A 16,724-nucleotide genomic window follows, 5' to 3' on the forward strand; every position below is an offset into this window, starting at 1 on the left:
CCCCCGTGCCGCTGTCGCGAGGCTCGGCTCCGCGGACACGTTCGCGGGACTCGGACCGCAAAAGCGTCCGCGGACACGAGTCTCGCAGGTACCCCCGGTGGGACTCGAACCCACAACTCGGCGATTTTAAGTCGCGTGCCTCTACCGGTTGGGCCACGGGGGCGGGCCGCAACAGCCTACCGACGCGACGACGGCCGCCGCCCCACGCGGGGGCGACGGCCGTCGTGTCGGCTGTGTGGTGCTGCCGGGTCCTACTCGGCGTTCGCCGGGGCCGCGACCGGTGCGGCGTCCTTCGAGACGTCCTCCGCCGGGGTGGCGTAGGCGGGGCCGGCGGCGTCGGCCGGCTGGCCCTCCGCCGGAGCCTGGGCAGCGGCGGGCGCCGGCGCCTCGACGGCTGCCTTCGGACGCGACGCGAACGTCTCGAACGCGGCACGGGGGGTCTCGCGGTCGTCGAGCGACGCGATGTCGCGGCCGAGGAAGAACCCGCCCACCCAGTCGCCGATGACGCGCCACTTGCGCTCCCACGACGGCATGGCCAGGCCGTGGTAGCCGCGGTGGGCGCCCCAGGCCAGGAAGCCCTTCATCGCGAACTTGCCGGACTGGAACACACCGGTGCCGAGGCCGAGACCCGCGACGGCGCCGAGGTTCTCGTGCTTGTAGTCGTTCGTCGCCTCGCCGCGGATGACCGCGGTGAGGTTCTTCGCGAGCTGCTTCGCCTGGCGCACCGCGTGCTGGGCGTTCGGCACGCAGAAACCGCCGACCCCGCCGCCGGTCAGGTCCGGCACGGCTGCGACGTCGCCGCAGGCCCACGCGTCGGCGACCACGCCGTTGTCGTCGACCACGCGGAGGTCCGGCTGCACGCGGATGCGGCCACGCTGCTCGAGCGGGAGGTCCGTGCCCTTGACCATCGGGTTCGCCATGACACCGGCGGTCCAGATGATGAGATCGGACTCGATGGTCTCGATCGAGTCGTCCTTCGCCTTGAGCTGGCAGACGCCGCCCTCGGCCGAGGCGAGCTGCGTGTCGAGGTGCACGACGGCGCCGCGCGACGCGAGGTTCTCGAGCACCCAGTGCGAGGTCTCGAGCGAGACCTCGGGCATGATGCGCCCCATCGCCTCGACGAGGTGGAAGTGCGTGTCGTCGAAGGACAGCTCGGGGTAGCTCTTCAGCAGGTCCGAGGCGAACGAGCGGAGCTCGGCGAACACCTCGATGCCGGCGAAGCCGCCGCCGACCACGACGACGGTGAGCAGGCGGTCACGCTCCGGACCGGCCGGCAGGTTCGCCGCCTTGTGGAAGTTCGTGAGGATCTTGTCGCGGATCGCCGCGGCCTCCTCGATGGTCTTCAGGCCGATGGCCTCGTCCGCGACGCCCGGGATCGGGAAGGTGCGCGAGACGGCGCCGGCGGTCATGACGATCTGGTCGTAGGACTCCTCCCACGCCTCGCCCTCGGCCGGGGTGATCGTCGCGGTCTTCGTGGCGTGGTCGACCTTCGTGACCTTCGCCGTGACGACACGCGTCTTCTTGAGGTGGCGACGGTGCGAGACGACCGCGTGCCGGGGCTCGATCGACCCCGCGGCCACCTCGGGCAGGAACGGCTGGTACGTCATGTAGGGCAGCGGGTCGACCATGGTGACCTCGGCTTCGCCCTCACGGAGGTGCTTCTCGAGCTTCCAGGCGGTGTAGAAACCGGCGTAACCGCCGCCGACGACGAGGATCTTGGGCACGGGGGATGATCTCCTTGGAGTGGGGTGGTTGCCGGGAGGCTGGTCAGAGTTCGCCGCCACCCGCCCCGACTCCGGCGTCTGCGATGCCATCATACGCCCGGCACTCACACCGGGAGGGCGACCAGGACGCGCGCTCGAGCGCGAGGTCGCCGATGGGGTTGACGCCGGGGCCGGCTGCGAGGGCGTGGCCGACGAGGGCGTGCAGGCACTTCACGCGGGTGGGCATGCCACCGGCGCTGATGCCGTCGATCTCGTCGACGTGCTCGATCGACTCGCGGTCCGCCAGGTAGGACTCGTGTGCCGCGCGGTACTGCGCCGCGACGGTCTCGTCCTCGAGCAGTGCCGCGAGTTCGGGCATGACGTGGTTCGCCTCGAGGGTGCTCACGGCCGCGGTGGCGGCGGGGTGGCACAGGTAGTAGAACGTCGGGAACGGGGTGCCGCTCTCGAGTCGGGGCTTCGTGGAGACGACGGTGGGGTTGCCACAGACGCACCGTGCCGCGATCCCGACGACGTCGCGTGCCGGTCGACCGAGCTGGGCCGACACGACCTGGACGTCACGGTCGGACGGCGGGTCGAAGGGAGGGGTGGTCACGGGCACGTGAGCCTACCGGAGACCCGGGCGCGGGCCTACTTCGTGTCGCTGGTGGCCGCGCCGGTGGGATCGCCCGTGCCGGAGACGTCCGGCGCGACGAGCTCCTCGGTGGTCTTGTCGGTCAGCCCGGACTGCAGGACGCTCGAGAGCATCGCCTGCACCCAGTCGACCTCGGGCGTCTGCACGGTCGAGCTCACCGGGCTGCCCGAGTCGGTCCGGGCCCGGTCGGACCCCTTCGCCTTCTCGGCACCCATCACGAGGTAGCTCTCCTCGCCCGGGTACACGTAGAGCAGTCGGTCGCGTGCCTGCGCCTCGATGTAGGCGGGGTCGTCCCAGCGGGCGACGTCCTGCTTCTTCTGCGTCACGTCGGCCTTCTGCGCCGCGACCTCGCGCTGCTGCTGCGCGATCTGCTCCTGCTGCTGCACGAGCGTCCGCAGCGACGGTGCCAGCACGACCACGAAGAGCACGATGATCGCCAGCATGAGCAGGCTGAAGCCCGAGAACCGGATGGACCGGTACCAGGGCTGCTCGTGCGCGCCGGTCTCCGGCACGGCCACGGGGACGCGGCGGACGCGGGGCTTCTGGCTGGGCACGGTCCAACGCTAACCCGGCCCGGGTGCGACGCGGGGCCCGGCACGCGGACCGTCGCACGTCGTTCGGCACCCTCCCAGCGGCCGCAGCCGGGAGGCGCGGCACGCGTCCGCCCCGTCGGTCCCGCCCGCAGTCGGCCGGTCCGCCCCCTGGTTCCACGATTCTGCGCTCTCGCCGTCGTCACCCCCCTCCCGCGGGACCCCGGCGTCCGACAGACGGCGAGTCGTGGGACCTCGACGGAGCGCAGCCGTGCGCGCCCCGCCCGCAGAACGCGGCGCTGGACACGACGAGACGCCGCCCTCCCGAGGGAGGACGGCGTCTCGTGCGGTGCGTGTCCTAGAGCGCGGCGGCGCGGGGGAACGCGGTGCGGCCGGCGTAGACGGCGGCGTCACCGAGCTCCTCCTCGATGCGGAGCAGCTGGTTGTACTTGGCGACGCGGTCCGAGCGGGCCGGGGCGCCGGTCTTGATCTGGCCACCGTCGACGGCCACCGCGATGTCCGCGATGGTGGTGTCCTCGGTCTCGCCCGAGCGGTGCGACAGGATGGCGGTCATGCCGTGGCGCTGCGCCAGGGAGACGGCGTCGAGGGTCTCGGTCAGCGTGCCGATCTGGTTCACCTTGACCAGGATCGAGTTGCCGGCCTGCTCGTCGATGCCCCGCTGCAGACGCTTCGGGTTCGTGACGTACAGGTCGTCGCCGACGAGCTGCAGCTTCGAGCCGAGCTCGGAGGTCAGGTGCTTCCAGCCCTCCCAGTCGTCCTCGGCCAGGGCGTCCTCGATGGTGACGAGGGGGTAGTTCGCGACGAGGTCGGTGAAGTACCCCGTGAACTCCTCGCTCGAGAGCTGCTTGCCCTCGAACGCGTACTTGCCGTCGTGGAAGAACTCGGTCGCGGCGACGTCGAGGCCGAGCGCGATGTCCTTGCCCGGGGTGAAGCCGGCCTTCTCGATCGCGGCGAGCAGGAAGTCGAGCGCGGCACGGTTCGACGCGAGCTCCGGCGCGAAGCCGCCCTCGTCACCGAGGCCGGTCGCCAGACCCTGCTTCTTCAGCTCGCCCTTGAGGGCGTGGTAGGTCTCGACACCCCAGCGGAGCGCCTCGGAGAAGCTCTCGGCACCGTAGGGCACGAGGAAGAACTCCTGGATGTCGACGTTGGTGTCGGCGTGCGCGCCACCGTTGACGACGTTCATGAGCGGCACGGGCAGCGTGTGCGCGTTCGGGCCGCCGAGGTAGCGGAACAGCGGCAGGTCGGCCGAGTCGGCGGCGGCGCGGGCCACGGCGAGCGAGGCGCCGAGGATGGCGTTCGCCCCGAGGCGCGACTTGTTCTCGGTGCCGTCGAGCTCGATGAGCGCGGCGTCGACGAGACGCTGGTCGGTGGCGTCGAAGCCCTCGAGCGCCGGGCCGATCTCGTCGAGCACGGCGTCGACGGCCTTGAGGACGCCCTTGCCGCCGTAGCGGTTCGCGTCGCCGTCACGGAGCTCGTACGCCTCGAACGCACCGGTGGAGGCGCCGGACGGGACGAGCGCCCGCGAGACGACGCCGTCGTCGAGGAGGACCTCGACCTCGACCGTCGGGTTGCCTCGGGAATCGAGGACTTCGCGTGCGCCTACGGCATCGATCTGGGCCACGGGGTACTCCCTACGAGTTCGGTTGTGGTGATTGCGGGTCCGATCCTACCGACGCGCGGTGGAGCGGAGGTGTCGTGCGTCAGGACAGTGGACGGAACTCGGCGCCCTCGAGCGTCTCCGTGTCCGCCCGGACGGACGCGAACGCGTCGAACCCCTGCTCGACGAGTCCGGCGAGCTGGTTCTTGGTGTTCTTCACCCGTCGTTCGAGCCGGACCCGACGGTGCGACCGGAGCGCCTCGTCCTTGAGCGCGGCGAGTCGGACGGGGTCGACGTCCTTGTCGTAGACGAGCACCACGGCGTCGGACTCGGCCGACTCCGGCAGCGTGACGAGGTCGACGAGCCGCTCGAACCCGAGCGAGAACCCGACCGCCGGGACGTCCTGGCCGAGGAAGCGCCCGATCATGCCGTCGTAGCGACCGCCGCCGCCGAGGCTGTACCCGAAGTCCGGGTGCGCCACCTCGAAGATCGTGCCCGTGTAGTAGCCCATGCCGCGGACCAGGGTGGGGTCGAAGCGCAGGTCGGCGCCGGGCAGTGCGTCGCGGAGGCGCAGGAGGTCGGCGAACGCCTCGGCGTCGAGCCACTCGGCGTCGGCCACGGAGGACCAGTCGGCGGACTCGAGCGACCGGATCGTGTCCTCGAGCCCGGGGAGCTCGGCGCCGGTGGTCTCGCGCAGTTCGGCGGCGACCCCCTCCGGCCCGATCTTGTCGAGCTTGTCGACCGTGATGAGGGCGCGCTCCGCAGCTCCGGGGTCGACGATGCCCCACGACCCGAGCAGCGCCGTGAGGATCCGCCGGTCGTTGATCCGGATCGTGGTGCCCGCGATGCCGAGGGCGTCGAGTGCCGCGGTCGTCGCGCTGATCAGCTCGATCTCGGCGAGCTGCCCGGGCTCGCCGAGCACGTCGATGTCGCACTGCACGAACTGGCGGTAGCGCCCCTTCTGCGGACGCTCGGCGCGCCACACGGGTGCGATCTGCACCGCCCGGAACACCGACGGGAGCTCGGCACGGTGCGAGGCGTAGAAGCGGGCGAGCGGGACGGTCAGGTCGAACCGGAGCCCGAGGTCTGCGAGGTCGAGCGGGGCCTCGGCACTGCGCACGTCGTCCGTCGTGAGCCCGCGCTTCATCACGGCGAACGCGAGCTTCTCGTTGTCGCCACCGAGGCCGGAGTGCAGGCGGGCGGCCTCCTCGACGACCGGCGTCTCGATCTCGTCGAACCCGTGCTGCGCGTACACGCCGCGGATGACCCCGAGGACGTGCTCCCGTCGCGCCTTGTCCGCGGGGAGGTGGTCTCGCATGCCACGGGGGGCCGTCACGGTCGTCGCCATGCGCCAATCCTGCCAGAACGCACCGGACCGCTTGCACGCGTGCCGACCCGCTGATACATTGGATGCAGAACCTCGGTTCGGTGGTCTCCTGATCCGATCACCGGGCCGTTCGCGGGGCCGGTGTGCTGCAACGGGGTCCCGCGGTTCGGGCGGGTATCCCTGCCGACGTGACTTCCCTGGCACGTCGTCACCCGCTCGCGGGCACCCTCCTTTTTCGGGTTGGGAGGGTGCCCGCTCTCCTGACCGCGATCGCCCGCGATCCACTCCGCTCACGGTCTCCTCGACACGAGCCCCGGGCCGGTCTCACTCCGCAGCGCGCCCGGCCTCCTCGAGCCGCGCCACCGCCGCACGCAGGCCGCGCACGGGATCGATCCCCGCCGCCCGCGCCGCCGCGACCTGCTCCAGCACCGCGCTCCCCCACGCCTCGTCACGGCCCTCCTGCTCGCGGCCCGCCCCGACCGCGGCGCCGACGACCGCCTCCGCGTCACCCCGCTCCTCGAGCCGTTCGAGCAGCTTGACCGCCCGCTCCAACGGCGGCATCGCGCGGGGCACACCGTCGAACACGCTCGTCCGCGCGGCCTTCTCCGCCGCCTTCGCCGCCCGCCAGACCCGGACGACCTCGTCCTCGGTGTCGGCGTGCTCGTCGCCGAACACGTGCGGGTGCCGGCGGACCATCTTGTCCCGGACGTCGGCGGCGACGTCCTCGAGGTCGAAGCGTCCGGCCGCCGCGGCGATCCCGGCGTGCAGGACCACCTGGTAGAGCACGTCGCCGAGCTCCTCGCGGATCTCGGCGTCGTCCCCCGAGTCGATCGCGTCGACGAGCTCGTACGACTCCTCCACCGCGTACCGCGCGAGCGACGCGTGCGTCTGGGCTCGGTTCCACACGCACCCGCCCTCGGGAGCGAGCAGGCGGTCGACGACTTCGACGAGGTCCGGTACGGCGGTCATCCCGTCATGCTGGCACGCAGCCCGCTCCGGTACCCTGGACGAGGTGTGTCGGGAAGTCTGGTCGACGGTCCGTCGTCCGTACCCGGAACCTGGAGAACCGTGCAGGCACTCGTCCGTTCACCCCGCTTCAGCGCCGTCGCGCTGCTCACCGCCGCCGTCCTCGGCCTGGTCGTCGCGAACTCCGCGCTCGGGCCCGGCCTCGAGCGGCTCCTCGACGCCCACTCGCCGTGGGGCGCGGTCGGTCTCGACCTCTCCGTCTCGCACTGGATCAGCGACGGCCTGCTCGCCGTCTTCTTCCTCCTGGTCGCCATCGAGCTGAAGCAGGAGGTCGTCGACGGTGAACTGTCGAACCCGAAGACCGCCGTCATCCCGGCGATCGCGGCGGTCGGCGGAGTGCTCGTCCCGGCGGTGGTGTTCCTGGTGGTCACGACGGGCACCCCGTACCAGCACGGCTGGCCGATCCCGACCGCGACGGACATCGCGTTCGCCCTCGGGGTCCTCGCGATGTTCGGCCGCGGACTGCCGTCGACCGTGCGGGTGTTCCTGCTCGCCCTGGCCGTGCTCGACGACCTCATCGCCATCGTCATCATCGCCGTGGTCTTCGCGCACGGCACGGACCTCACCGCCCTCGGCGGCGCGGCGGTCGCCCTCCTCGTGTTCGCCGTCCTCGGTCGGCTGCTCCGCCCCGGCCGCTCCGGTCAGGGCTGGATCATCGCCGCGATGGTGCTCGTCGGCCTCGTCACGTGGTGGCTCGTGTACCACTCGGGCGTGCACGCGACGATCGCCGGCGTCGCGCTCGGCCTGGTGCTCCCCCGCCGCCCCGGGCACACGCTGCACGAGCGGGTCGAGCCCTGGTCCAACGCGATCGTGCTGCCGGTCTTCGCGTTCGCCTCGGCCGCCGTGGTCATTCCGAGCGTCGGCATCGGCGAGCTGTCCCCGACGTTCTGGGCGGTCGTGCTCGCGTTGCCGGTCGGCAAGGTGATCGGCATCACGCTCTTCGGCTCGGTCGCGACGCGCGTCTTCCGCGCGCCGGGCCGCTCGACGCTGTCGTTCGGGTCGATCGTCACCGTCGGTGTGCTCGGCGGGATCGGGTTCACGGTGTCGCTGCTCATGAACGAACTGGCCTTCGCCCGGAACGAGGAGGTCCTCGACGAGGGCGTCCTCGCCGTGCTGGTCGGCTCCGGCATCGCGATGGTCGCGTCGGCGGTCGTCGTCAGCCTGCGCGCGCGGCGGTACCGGGCGCGTCGCGAGCTCTCCGAGGCGGAGGCGACCGAGTAGGTCGGGGCGCAACGAAACGACGGCCTGGAGGCGCGGTGCCGGCTGGCACCGCGCCTCCAGGCCGTCGTGTGGTCCGATCAGGCGGCGGGCGTCTCCGCCGGGGCCTTCGAGGCCCCGTAGACGGCCGTCAGGATGCTCTCCACCCACTCGATGAGCCCGGCGTCGGGCAGGGACTCGCCGTGCGGCTTCGGCAGCGGGATGCTCGCGGCGTCCTGCTGCGGGAACCAGCGTGCGCCCGGGTACATCCGCTTGAGCCGGACCTGCGCCGAGTCGGCGAGCTCCTTGCCCGCCACGCGGAGGTTCGACCCCATCACGACCACGTCGGACAAGCCGACCTGCTGGGCCATGCGGCGGAGCCGGGAGACCTCGACGAGGGTGAGGACGGCCTGCGGCGGCTGCCCGTAGCGGTCGGTGAGCTCGTCGAGCACCATGTCGATCGCCTCGGGCTGCGCAGCCGGGGCCGATGCGGCCGACAACTTCTGGTACGCCTCGAGCCGGAGCCGCTCGGACTCGACGTAGTCCTCGGGGATGTGCGCGTCGACCGGGATCTCGAGCCGGAGCTCGGTCTGGCCCTCGGCGACGTCGCCGCGGAACTGCGACACCGCCTCGCCGATCATGCGGAGGTACAGGTCGAAACCGACCCCGGCGATGTGCCCGGACTGCTCGCCACCGAGCAGGTTGCCGGCGCCGCGGATCTCGAGGTCCTTCATGGCGACCTGCATGCCCGCCCCGAGCTCGTTGTTCGCGGCGATGGTCTCGAGCCGGTCCTGTGCGGTCTCGGACAGCGGCTTGTCGGCGTCGTAGAGGAAGTACGCGTACCCGCGCTCACGACCACGCCCGACACGACCGCGCAGCTGGTGCAGCTGCGACAGGCCGTACTTGTCGGCCTTGTCGATGATGAGCGTGTTGGCGTTCGCGATGTCCAGTCCGGTCTCGACGATCGTGGTCGACACGAGGACGTCGAACTTCCGCTCCCAGAAGTCGACCATGACCTGTTCGAGGGTGCCCTCGGACATCTGCCCGTGCGCGACCTGGATGCGGGCGTCCGGCACGATCTCGGCGAGGTGCGACGCGACCGACTGGATGTCCTTCACGCGGTTGTGCACGTAGAACACCTGCCCCTCGCGGAGGAGCTCGCGGCGGATCGCGGCGGCGACCTGCAGGTCCGACTGCGGGCCGACGAAGGTCAGGATCGGGTGGCGGTCCTCCGGCGGGGTCGCCAGCGTCGACATCTCGCGGATGCCGGTGACCGCCATCTCGAGCGACCGCGGGATCGGCGTCGCGGACATGGCCAGGACGTCGACGTTGGTCTTGAGCTTCTTGAGCTGGTCCTTGTGCTCGACACCGAAGCGCTGCTCCTCGTCGATGATGACGAGGCCGACGTCCTTGAACGCGATGTTCTGCGACAGGATCCGGTGCGTGCCGATGACGATGTCGACGGTGCCGTCGGCGAGCCCGGCGATCGTCTCCTTCGACTCCTTCTCGCTCTGGAAGCGGCTCAGCGCACGCAGGTGCACGGGGAACCCGGCGAAGCGCTCCTGGAACGTCTCCATGTGCTGGCGCACGAGCAGGGTGGTGGGCACGAGGACCGCGACCTGCTTGCCGTCCTGCACGGCCTTGAACGCCGCGCGGATCGCGACCTCGGTCTTGCCGTAGCCGACGTCGCCGGAGAGCAGGCGGTCCATCGGGATGGGGCTCTCCATGTCGCGCTTGATCTCGTCGATCGTGGTGAGCTGGTCGGCGGTCTCGGCGAACGGGAACGCCTCTTCCAGCTCGCGCTGCCACGGGGTGTCGGGCCCGAACGCGTGGCCCTTCGACGCCATGCGCGCGGAGTAGAGCTTCACGAGGTCGACGGCGATGTCGCGGACGGCCTTGCGCGCCTTCGACTTCGCCGCGGACCAGTCCGACCCGCCCATCTTCGACAGGGTCGGGTTCTCGCCACCGACGTACCGCGAGAGCTGGTCGAGCTGGTCGGTGGGCACGAAGAGCTTGTCGCCCGGGTAGTTCCGCTTCGACGGCGCGTACTCGAGCACGAGGTACTCCCGCTGCGTCTTCACGGCGTTGCGGCCGCCGGAGCTGACCTCGCGGGAGACCAGCTCGACGAACTTGCCGATGCCGTGGGTGTTGTGCACGACGACGTCGCCCGGCTTCAGCTGCAGCGGGTCGACGACGTTCTTGCGGCGACCGGCGAGCTTCTTGACCGTGCGGGCACCCTGCTGCACGCTGCGGCCGTAGAACTCGGCCTCGCTGAGCAGGGCGATCCGCGGGTCGGGGGTGGCGAAGCCGGCCTCGACCGAGGCCGTCGTGACGATCACGACGCCCGGCTCCGGCGGCGCCGTGAGGTCCTCGGCACGCGCGGCGACACCGGCGTCGGCGAGTACCTGGACCGCGCGCTCGACGAGTCCCTTGCCCTGCGCCGTCACGACGACGCCCCACCCGTCGTCGACGAGGTGCTTGACGTGCTCGACGGCGCCGTCCGCACTGCCCGCGAAGCTCGGGATCGCCTCGGCGCGCACGCGGATGTACTCGCCGGCCTCGGCGGCGGCCTCGGCGTCGCTCAGCACGCGGTCCCGGTCGCCCTCGTCGAGCCCGGAGTCGAACGGCGTCACCGTCCACCAGGTGCGCTGGCCGCGGGTGTTCTTGAGCTGCTGCACGGACAGGAAGTTGCCCGCGTCGAGGTCGATCGGCGCCTGCGCTCCCGCGACCGCGGCGCTCCACGCGGCCTGCAGGAACTCGGTGTTCGTCTCGGCCAGGCTGTGCGCGCGCCCGGCCACACGCTCGGGCGAGAGGACCGCGATCGTGGCGGCCTCGGGCAGGTACGTGGTGATGGGCACGAGGTCCTGCACGAGTGCCGGCGCGAGGGACTCCATGCCCTCGACCGGGATGCCCTCGGCGATCTTCGCCAGCATCTGGGACAGGTTCGGGAACTCGTGGAGCATCTCGCGGGCCCGCTGCCGGACGTCGTCGCTGAGCAGGAGCTCGCGGGACGCGGTGAGCTCGACCGACCCGAGGTCGTCGTCGGTGGTGCGCTGGTCGGCCACCGAGAACGCCTTGATCGCCTCGATCTCGTCGCCGAAGAAGTCGACGCGCACGGGGTGGTCGGCGCCCGGGGGGAAGACGTCGAGGATGCCGCCGCGCACCGCGAACTCGCCGCGACGGGTGACCAGGTCGACGCGGGCGTACGCGAGGTCGACGAGCTGCGACGCGATCTGCGCGAGGTCGTTGCCGCGCGAGTCGGTCCGGAGGGCCACCGGCGCGAGCGACGTCAGGTTGCCGGCGATCGGCTGCAGCGCGGCCCGCACGCTCGCGACGACGACGGTCGTGCGACGGTCGGCCGGGTCGGCGTCCTGCCACGCCGCGAGCTTCCGGAGCGTCGCGATGCGGGTGCCGACGGTCTGCGCGCTCGGGCTGAGGCGCTCGTGCGGCAGGGTCTCCCACGCGGGGAACTCGAGGACCTCGGCGTCGGGCACGGTGCACGTCAGCGCGCCGCGGACCGCCTCGGCCTCGCGCCCGGTGGCCGTGACGACGAACAGGCACTGGGGACCGCCGCGTTCGGCGAGCAGGGCACCGAGCAGCGGGACGCGCAGGCCGTCGACGACGGAGAAGTCGGCGTCACGCGCGGCGGCGCGGAGGACACGATCGAACGCGGAGGCGCGCGAGAGCGCAGGGATGATGCCCGAGATCGTCACTCAGACGATGGTACCGGCGGCGTCCGACACGCGGTTCGGCGTGCGCGGCCGGCGAACACGGGCCGCGCACGCCGGTCAGCTCCGCCGTCGACGACGCAGCAGGAGGCCGGCTGCGACGAGGACCGCGGCGGCGAGCAGTGCCGGGGCGAGCGGCGTCGCACCGGTCCAGGCCAGTGCGCCCCGCCCGGGTCCGGCAGCGGTGTCGCTGCCGGTGGCCGCGGGGTCGGCTGCCGGTCGGCCGGGAGGCGCGGTGCCGGTGTCCGTGCCACCCGCGGTGTCCGAGGGGGTCGCCCCGGGGCCGGGGGCCGCCGTGGGGGCGCCGGTCGGGTCCGGTCGCGCGGCACCTGTCGGTCCGCTGGTCGCCGTCGGCGACGGTGCGGCGGTGGCCGTCGGCGTCGCGGTCGCCTGCGCCGTCGGGGTCAGGGTCGGCTCCGGCGTCGGCGTCGGCTCCGGCGTCGGCGTCGGCGTCGGGGTCGGCGTCGGCGTCGGCGTCGGCGTCGGGGTCAGGGTCAGGGTCGGGGTCGGGGTGGTCGGCGGATCGGTGGGACCCGACGTCGGAGCCGGGGTCAGGATCGGCTCCGACGTCGGGAGTGGGGTCGGATCGGGGGTCGGCGCGACCGTCGCGGTCGGGTCGGGGACCGGCGTGCCCGTCGCGGTCGGGTCGGCGGTCGGGTCGGGGACCGGCGTGCCCGTGGCGGTCGGCTCCGCGGTGGGCTCGGTCGTCGCGGTCGGGCTCGGGACGGCAACCTCGCGACCGGAGGACGTGGCCGTCACGATCCGCTGCCGGTTGTAGTCCGCGACGACGAGCGTCCGGTCCGGTCCGACCGTCACGGCGGTCGGGTTCGCCAGCGTCGATCCGTCCGGAGCCGTCGAGAACGCCGCGGTCCATGCACCGGCTGTCCGTGCCCAGACCACACCGTGTCCGTTGTCCACCGCGAAGACGCCGGCCCCGTCGACGGCGACGCCGCGGAGCCTCGACTGCGCGTCCCCCGGGAAGCCGAGTGCCGTGGCGGTCCCCGTCACACGGTCGACCTGCCAGACCTCGTCGGCCCCGGCGTCCGTCACGGTGAGCGTCCGGCCGTCAGTCGACACCGCGACGCCGCTCGGGTCGGTCCACGGCCCGGCCACCGTCGTCCACGCGTCGGAGCCGAGTCCGGCGGTGAAGAGCGAGCCGCTCCCCGGGACCGCGGCGAACACGGTCGTGTCCGACACCGCGAGCTCGGACACCGCTCGGCGGACGGGCGGCGCCGTGCGGGAGAGGACGCGACCGTCGGCGTCGAGCACGGCGAGTGCGGGACGACCGGCCTCGGCCACGACGATCCGACCGTCCGCGGTGGTCGTGACCGCCGAGGGGTTCCACAGGTCACCGCTGCCGGTCCCGAAGGGCGCGACGACGCTCCAGGTGCCGTCGGCCGCGCGGCGCAGCAGCCCGTTCGCCGAGAAGTCCGCGAGGAGCAACGACCCGTCGGCGGCCCGGTGCACGTCGTTCGGTGCACCGAAGCGCGTCGCGACCGGGGGCGCGGCGGTCTCCGCGCTCGTCGGGGTCCAGGTCTCGGTGGCGGCGACCGCGCCGTCCTGCGTGAGGATCGAGGCCAGTCCGACCGCGATGACCGCGATCGCTGCGGGCACCACGCCCACGGCAGCCCGGAGTCGCGGTGTCGGTCGTTCCCGGTGCGGTGCTGGTCCCATGGTCGTCCCCCTCGTCGGGGACGGTCTCCCCGCGGCGAACCTACCGATCGTCGGGGGACGGAGTGGTCCCCCACTTCGGGGACCACGCGCCGACCGGACAGCGGCTCGGCGACGGGGCCGTCGCGTGGCGGGGGCGGGGCGTGCCTCCCGGCCGGGGACCGTCAGGAGGGGGCGTGCACGCGCTGCTGCGCGGCGAGGAGGCCGAGCTCCGCGATCGCCTCGACGGCGTCGGCGCCGTCGGCGAGGAGATTCGGCAGCGTCTTCTTCTCGGTCGGCGAGAAGTCGCGCAGGACGAAATCAGACGGGTCCTGGCGGCCCGGCGGACGGCCGATGCCCATCCGCACCCGGCTGAACTCGTTCGTACCGGTCGCCTTGATGATGTCGCGCAGGCCGTTGTGACCGCCGTGCCCGCCGTTGCCCTTGAGGCGCACGGTGTCGAACGGCAGGTCGAGCTCGTCGTGCACGACGACGAGGTCGGCCGGGGTGACGCTGTAGAACCCGAGGACGCTCGAGACGGGGCCGCCCGAGGTGTTCATGAACGAGCCGGGCTTGGCGAGGACGAGCTTCGGCCCGCCCGGCACGAGACGCCCCTCGGCGACCTGGTTCGGCGTCTTGTGCTTCTTGAACGTCGCGCCGATGCGGGCCGCGAGTTCGTCGAGGACCATCTGGCCGACGTTGTGACGGTTGCCCGCGTAGTCGGGCCCGGGGTTCCCGAGCCCGACCACGACGAGGGTCGTTCCTGTCATCAGCGTCGGCCAGACGTTCCGTAGAGCCTGTTACTCGGAGTCGGCGTCGACCGGGGCGGAGCCGCCCTCGGCGCCGGCCTCGGCGCCCGCCTCGGCAGCGGCCTCGTCGGCGGCGTCGTCGTCGGCGGTGCCACGCGGGGTGACGATCTGGACGACGAGCGCCTCGGCGTCGGTCTCGAGCTCGGCGCCCGACGGGAGCTCGAGCTGCGAGGCGAGGACCTGCGTGCCGTCCTCGAGGCCCTCGACGTCCACGGTCACGTGCTCCGGGATGTCGGTCGCCTCGACGAGCAGCGAGACCGAGGAGAGGTCCTGCACGTGGATGGTGCCGGAGAAGGACTCACCGGTGACGACGACGGGGACGTCGACGGTGACCTTCTCGCCGCGACGCACGACGACGAGGTCGATGTGCTCGATGATCTGGCGCACCGGGTCACGCTGGACGTCCTTGACGAGGGCGAGCTGCGCCGAGCCCTCGATGTCGAGGTCGACGACGGCGTTCGCGGTACGGACGAGCAGCATCGTCTCGTGGCCCGGCAGGCTGATGTGCTGCGGCTCGGTGCCGTGGCCGTAGACGACCGCGGGGATCTTGTCGGCGGCACGGAGCTTGCGCGCTGCGCCCTTGCCGAACTTGGTGCGGTTCTCCGCTGCGAGCTTGGTGTAGTCGGCCATGGTGGCGCCTCCTGGTGTCGTGGTCGACGCCGGGGTGCCGGCATCGGGGGGTCTGTGGTGTTGCAACTCGAACGCGTGCACGCGTGAGGAACGCTCCCAGGGCTGGGCCGGGTCTCCCTACCGCGTCGATCACGGCCGCGCATGCGCGGCCCTCGCCGAAGTCGGTTCACGAGTCTAGCAGGGGCTGCCGGGCGTGTCGTCCGGATGCTGCGCCGCGGACGGATCGTCCGGCACCGCGACGGACGGGAGGCGCGTGGCGGGGTCGCCACGCGCCTCCCGTCCCGCATGGTCGCCTAGTGACCGGCGGCCTCCGCACCGCGGGGCAGCCTGAGGAAGGACAGCACCACGAACGCGACCGCGTAGAGGGCGACGAAGGTCCAGACGACGCCGCCGGGCCCACCCCAGGGCAGGACCGCGCTCACCACGGCGTTGCCGAGGAACGTGGCGCCGCCGGCCGCGGTCGCGTACATGGCCATCGCAGCACCGCGACGCTCCTCGCCGGCGAAGGCCGGGACGACCGCGCCCATCGGCGTGAAGCCCGCGAGCATGATGCCGAAGAGGGTGCCGGCCGCGGTCGCGAGCCAGAAGCCCCACTCTGAGCCAGCCGGGACGAGGTGCGGGACGTACCACCAGGCGAGGAGACCGACCGCCGAGGCCGCGATACCGAACCACTTCACCGTGCGGATCCAGCCGATGCGGTCGCCGAGCGCGCCGAAGAACGCGTTGAAGAGGATGTTGCCCGCGTAGACGATGACGGTCATGGTCAGCCACTTCGCCTGTCCCCAGCCGAGCTCGGTCCCGATGACCGCCGGCATGATCACGAACATCCCGAACTCGGGGGCGGTGTTCACGAGCCGGATGACGACAGCGAGCAGGACCTTCGGTCGCTTGACGCACACCTCGATGCCGGAGGCGAGCACCCGAGCCGACGACTGCTCACGCGGGGCGATCCGGCCGAGCCCGGTCGTCTCGTGCACGCCGAACCGGACGATCACCCAACCGACGACGGCGAACAGGAGCGACAGGGCCATCGACCACGTCTCGCCGGTCGCTCCCCCACCGAACGCCGGGATCGACCCGATGGCGACGAGCGAGCCGAGGGTCGGCAGACCGCCGGTGAACACCACGTAGAACCAGCCGACCGCGGTGGCGTTCCGCTCCCGGGCGACCGTGTGGTTGATCCAGCACAGGAACGAGAAGGCGAACAGCGGGAAACCGAGCCCACGGAGGAAGTACGTCAGCGCGATGAGGCCGACCGAGGCGGTGGGGAGTGCCGCGAGGAACGCGACCTGGAACACCACCCAGAGGACGGCGCCGAGGGTCATCACCTGACGGGGACCCCAGAGGTCGGAGAGCACGCCGGCGAAGTACGAGGCGACGAGGACCGCGACACCGTAGATGCCGATGATCGTCGCCGCGCTGGCGGTCCCGCCGACGCCGAGCACGCCAGCGATGTGCGGCGCGATGAAGTTCGACTCGATGCCGTCACCCGTCATGAAGACGAGCACGCCGAGGAAGCCCCAGCGCAGCGGGTGCGGGATGCCGAGGCGGGCGAGGAGGCCGTCCCGGGTGGTGGCGGTGCCGCTCGACGGGCGTGGAGGCGCTGTGGCGGCCGGTGTCGCGGTGCCCGTCGGCGGGGTGAGGGTCCTGGTGCTGTTGGTGCGGGGTTCCGACATGTGTCGTCTCTCCTGGAGGGCCCCGGAGTGCTCGACCCGGCATCGCGGCATGTCTCCGGGGTGCGCCGCGCACCACGCTCCCGGTCGCCCGCGCGGTGGCTGCGGGGGTCTGGGGCGTCGGCGATGATGCGAGTCCTGTACCCGGGGCTCCCCGTGGTGCTGTGAGGGGAGACCACCG

Annotated in this window: 12 protein-coding genes and 1 tRNA gene; 1 reads left to right on the plus strand and 12 read right to left on the minus strand. The window is 72.2% G+C overall.

Annotation, left to right across the window (positions count from 1 at the left end):
* Positions 1–89: 89 nt before the first annotated feature.
* From QUG92_RS04405 to QUG92_RS04435, 7 genes are all read right to left on the minus strand, one after another.
* A tRNA-Leu gene (locus QUG92_RS04405) sits at positions 90–163 on the minus strand.
* 88 nt (positions 164–251) lie between these two features.
* Positions 252–1,724 carry an NAD(P)/FAD-dependent oxidoreductase gene (locus QUG92_RS04410; RefSeq protein ID WP_069711705.1) on the minus strand — a complete coding sequence of 491 codons (1,473 nt, stop codon included), beginning with the start codon at positions 1,722–1,724 and terminating at the stop codon, positions 252–254.
* A gap of 43 nt (positions 1,725–1,767) precedes the next feature.
* Positions 1,768–2,316 (minus strand): DUF501 domain-containing protein, encoded by a 549-nt coding sequence (locus QUG92_RS04415; protein ID WP_069711706.1) that lies wholly within the window; start codon positions 2,314–2,316, stop codon positions 1,768–1,770.
* 35 nt (positions 2,317–2,351) lie between these two features.
* Positions 2,352–2,909 carry an FtsB family cell division protein gene (locus tag QUG92_RS04420; protein ID WP_182045457.1) on the minus strand — a complete coding sequence of 186 codons (558 nt, stop codon included), beginning with the start codon at positions 2,907–2,909 and terminating at the stop codon, positions 2,352–2,354.
* A gap of 334 nt (positions 2,910–3,243) precedes the next feature.
* A complete protein-coding gene (gene eno, locus QUG92_RS04425; protein WP_069711708.1) occupies positions 3,244–4,527 on the minus strand; it encodes a phosphopyruvate hydratase in 1,284 nt (427 codons plus the stop codon).
* Between the two features lie 79 nt (positions 4,528–4,606).
* On the minus strand, positions 4,607–5,851 hold the full coding sequence (hisS, locus tag QUG92_RS04430) for a histidine--tRNA ligase (protein WP_289457794.1): 1,245 nt from the start codon (positions 5,849–5,851) through the stop codon (positions 4,607–4,609).
* Between the two features lie 303 nt (positions 5,852–6,154).
* Entirely contained in the window at positions 6,155–6,799 is a 645-nt protein-coding gene (locus QUG92_RS04435; protein ID WP_289457796.1) for a MazG family protein, read from the minus strand.
* Positions 6,800–6,898: 99 nt separating this feature from the next.
* On the opposite strand from QUG92_RS04435, the gene nhaA reads away from it, so the two are divergent.
* Positions 6,899–8,077 carry a Na+/H+ antiporter NhaA gene (nhaA, locus tag QUG92_RS04440; protein ID WP_289457797.1) on the plus strand — a complete coding sequence of 393 codons (1,179 nt, stop codon included), beginning with the start codon at positions 6,899–6,901 and terminating at the stop codon, positions 8,075–8,077.
* A 77-nt stretch (positions 8,078–8,154) separates the two neighbouring features.
* Here the strand turns inward: nhaA and mfd are convergent, their stop codons facing one another.
* The 5 genes from mfd to QUG92_RS04465 form a co-directional block, all read right to left on the minus strand.
* Positions 8,155–11,766, minus strand: a complete 3,612-nt coding sequence (gene mfd / locus QUG92_RS04445; protein ID WP_289457799.1) for a transcription-repair coupling factor — start codon at positions 11,764–11,766, stop codon at positions 8,155–8,157.
* 75 nt (positions 11,767–11,841) lie between these two features.
* Positions 11,842–13,455, minus strand: a complete 1,614-nt coding sequence (locus QUG92_RS04450) for an NHL repeat-containing protein (RefSeq protein ID WP_289457801.1) — start codon at positions 13,453–13,455, stop codon at positions 11,842–11,844.
* Between the two features lie 161 nt (positions 13,456–13,616).
* On the minus strand, positions 13,617–14,201 hold the full coding sequence (gene pth / locus QUG92_RS04455; RefSeq protein ID WP_289457803.1) for an aminoacyl-tRNA hydrolase: 585 nt from the start codon (positions 14,199–14,201) through the stop codon (positions 13,617–13,619).
* Between the two features lie 30 nt (positions 14,202–14,231).
* Entirely contained in the window at positions 14,232–14,870 is a 639-nt protein-coding gene (locus QUG92_RS04460; protein WP_182045464.1) for a 50S ribosomal protein L25/general stress protein Ctc, read from the minus strand.
* A 293-nt stretch (positions 14,871–15,163) separates the two neighbouring features.
* The gene (locus QUG92_RS04465) at positions 15,164–16,546 is read right to left on the minus strand and encodes an RbtT/DalT/CsbX family MFS transporter (RefSeq protein WP_289457806.1); all 1,383 of its coding nucleotides are present in this window, start codon (positions 16,544–16,546) and stop codon (positions 15,164–15,166) included.
* Between the last annotated feature and the right edge of the window lie 178 nt (positions 16,547–16,724).

Origin of the sequence: Curtobacterium citri (assembly GCF_030362955.1) — a bacterium.
In the GTDB taxonomy this organism is placed as follows: Bacteria; Actinomycetota; Actinomycetes; order Actinomycetales; family Microbacteriaceae; genus Curtobacterium; species Curtobacterium citri.

Coding starts and splice junctions, on each gene's coding strand:
- hisS (WP_289457794.1), bottom strand. CDS start 5,851: ATGGCGACGACCGTGACGGCCCCCCGTGGCATGCGAGACCACCTCCCC.
- QUG92_RS04435 (WP_289457796.1), bottom strand. CDS start 6,799: ATGACCGCCGTACCGGACCTCGTCGAAGTCGTCGACCGCCTGCTCGCT.
- QUG92_RS04450 (WP_289457801.1), bottom strand. CDS start 13,455: ATGGGACCAGCACCGCACCGGGAACGACCGACACCGCGACTCCGGGCT.
- pth (WP_289457803.1), bottom strand. CDS start 14,201: ATGACAGGAACGACCCTCGTCGTGGTCGGGCTCGGGAACCCCGGGCCC.
- QUG92_RS04460 (WP_182045464.1), bottom strand. CDS start 14,870: ATGGCCGACTACACCAAGCTCGCAGCGGAGAACCGCACCAAGTTCGGC.
- QUG92_RS04465 (WP_289457806.1), bottom strand. CDS start 16,546: ATGTCGGAACCCCGCACCAACAGCACCAGGACCCTCACCCCGCCGACG.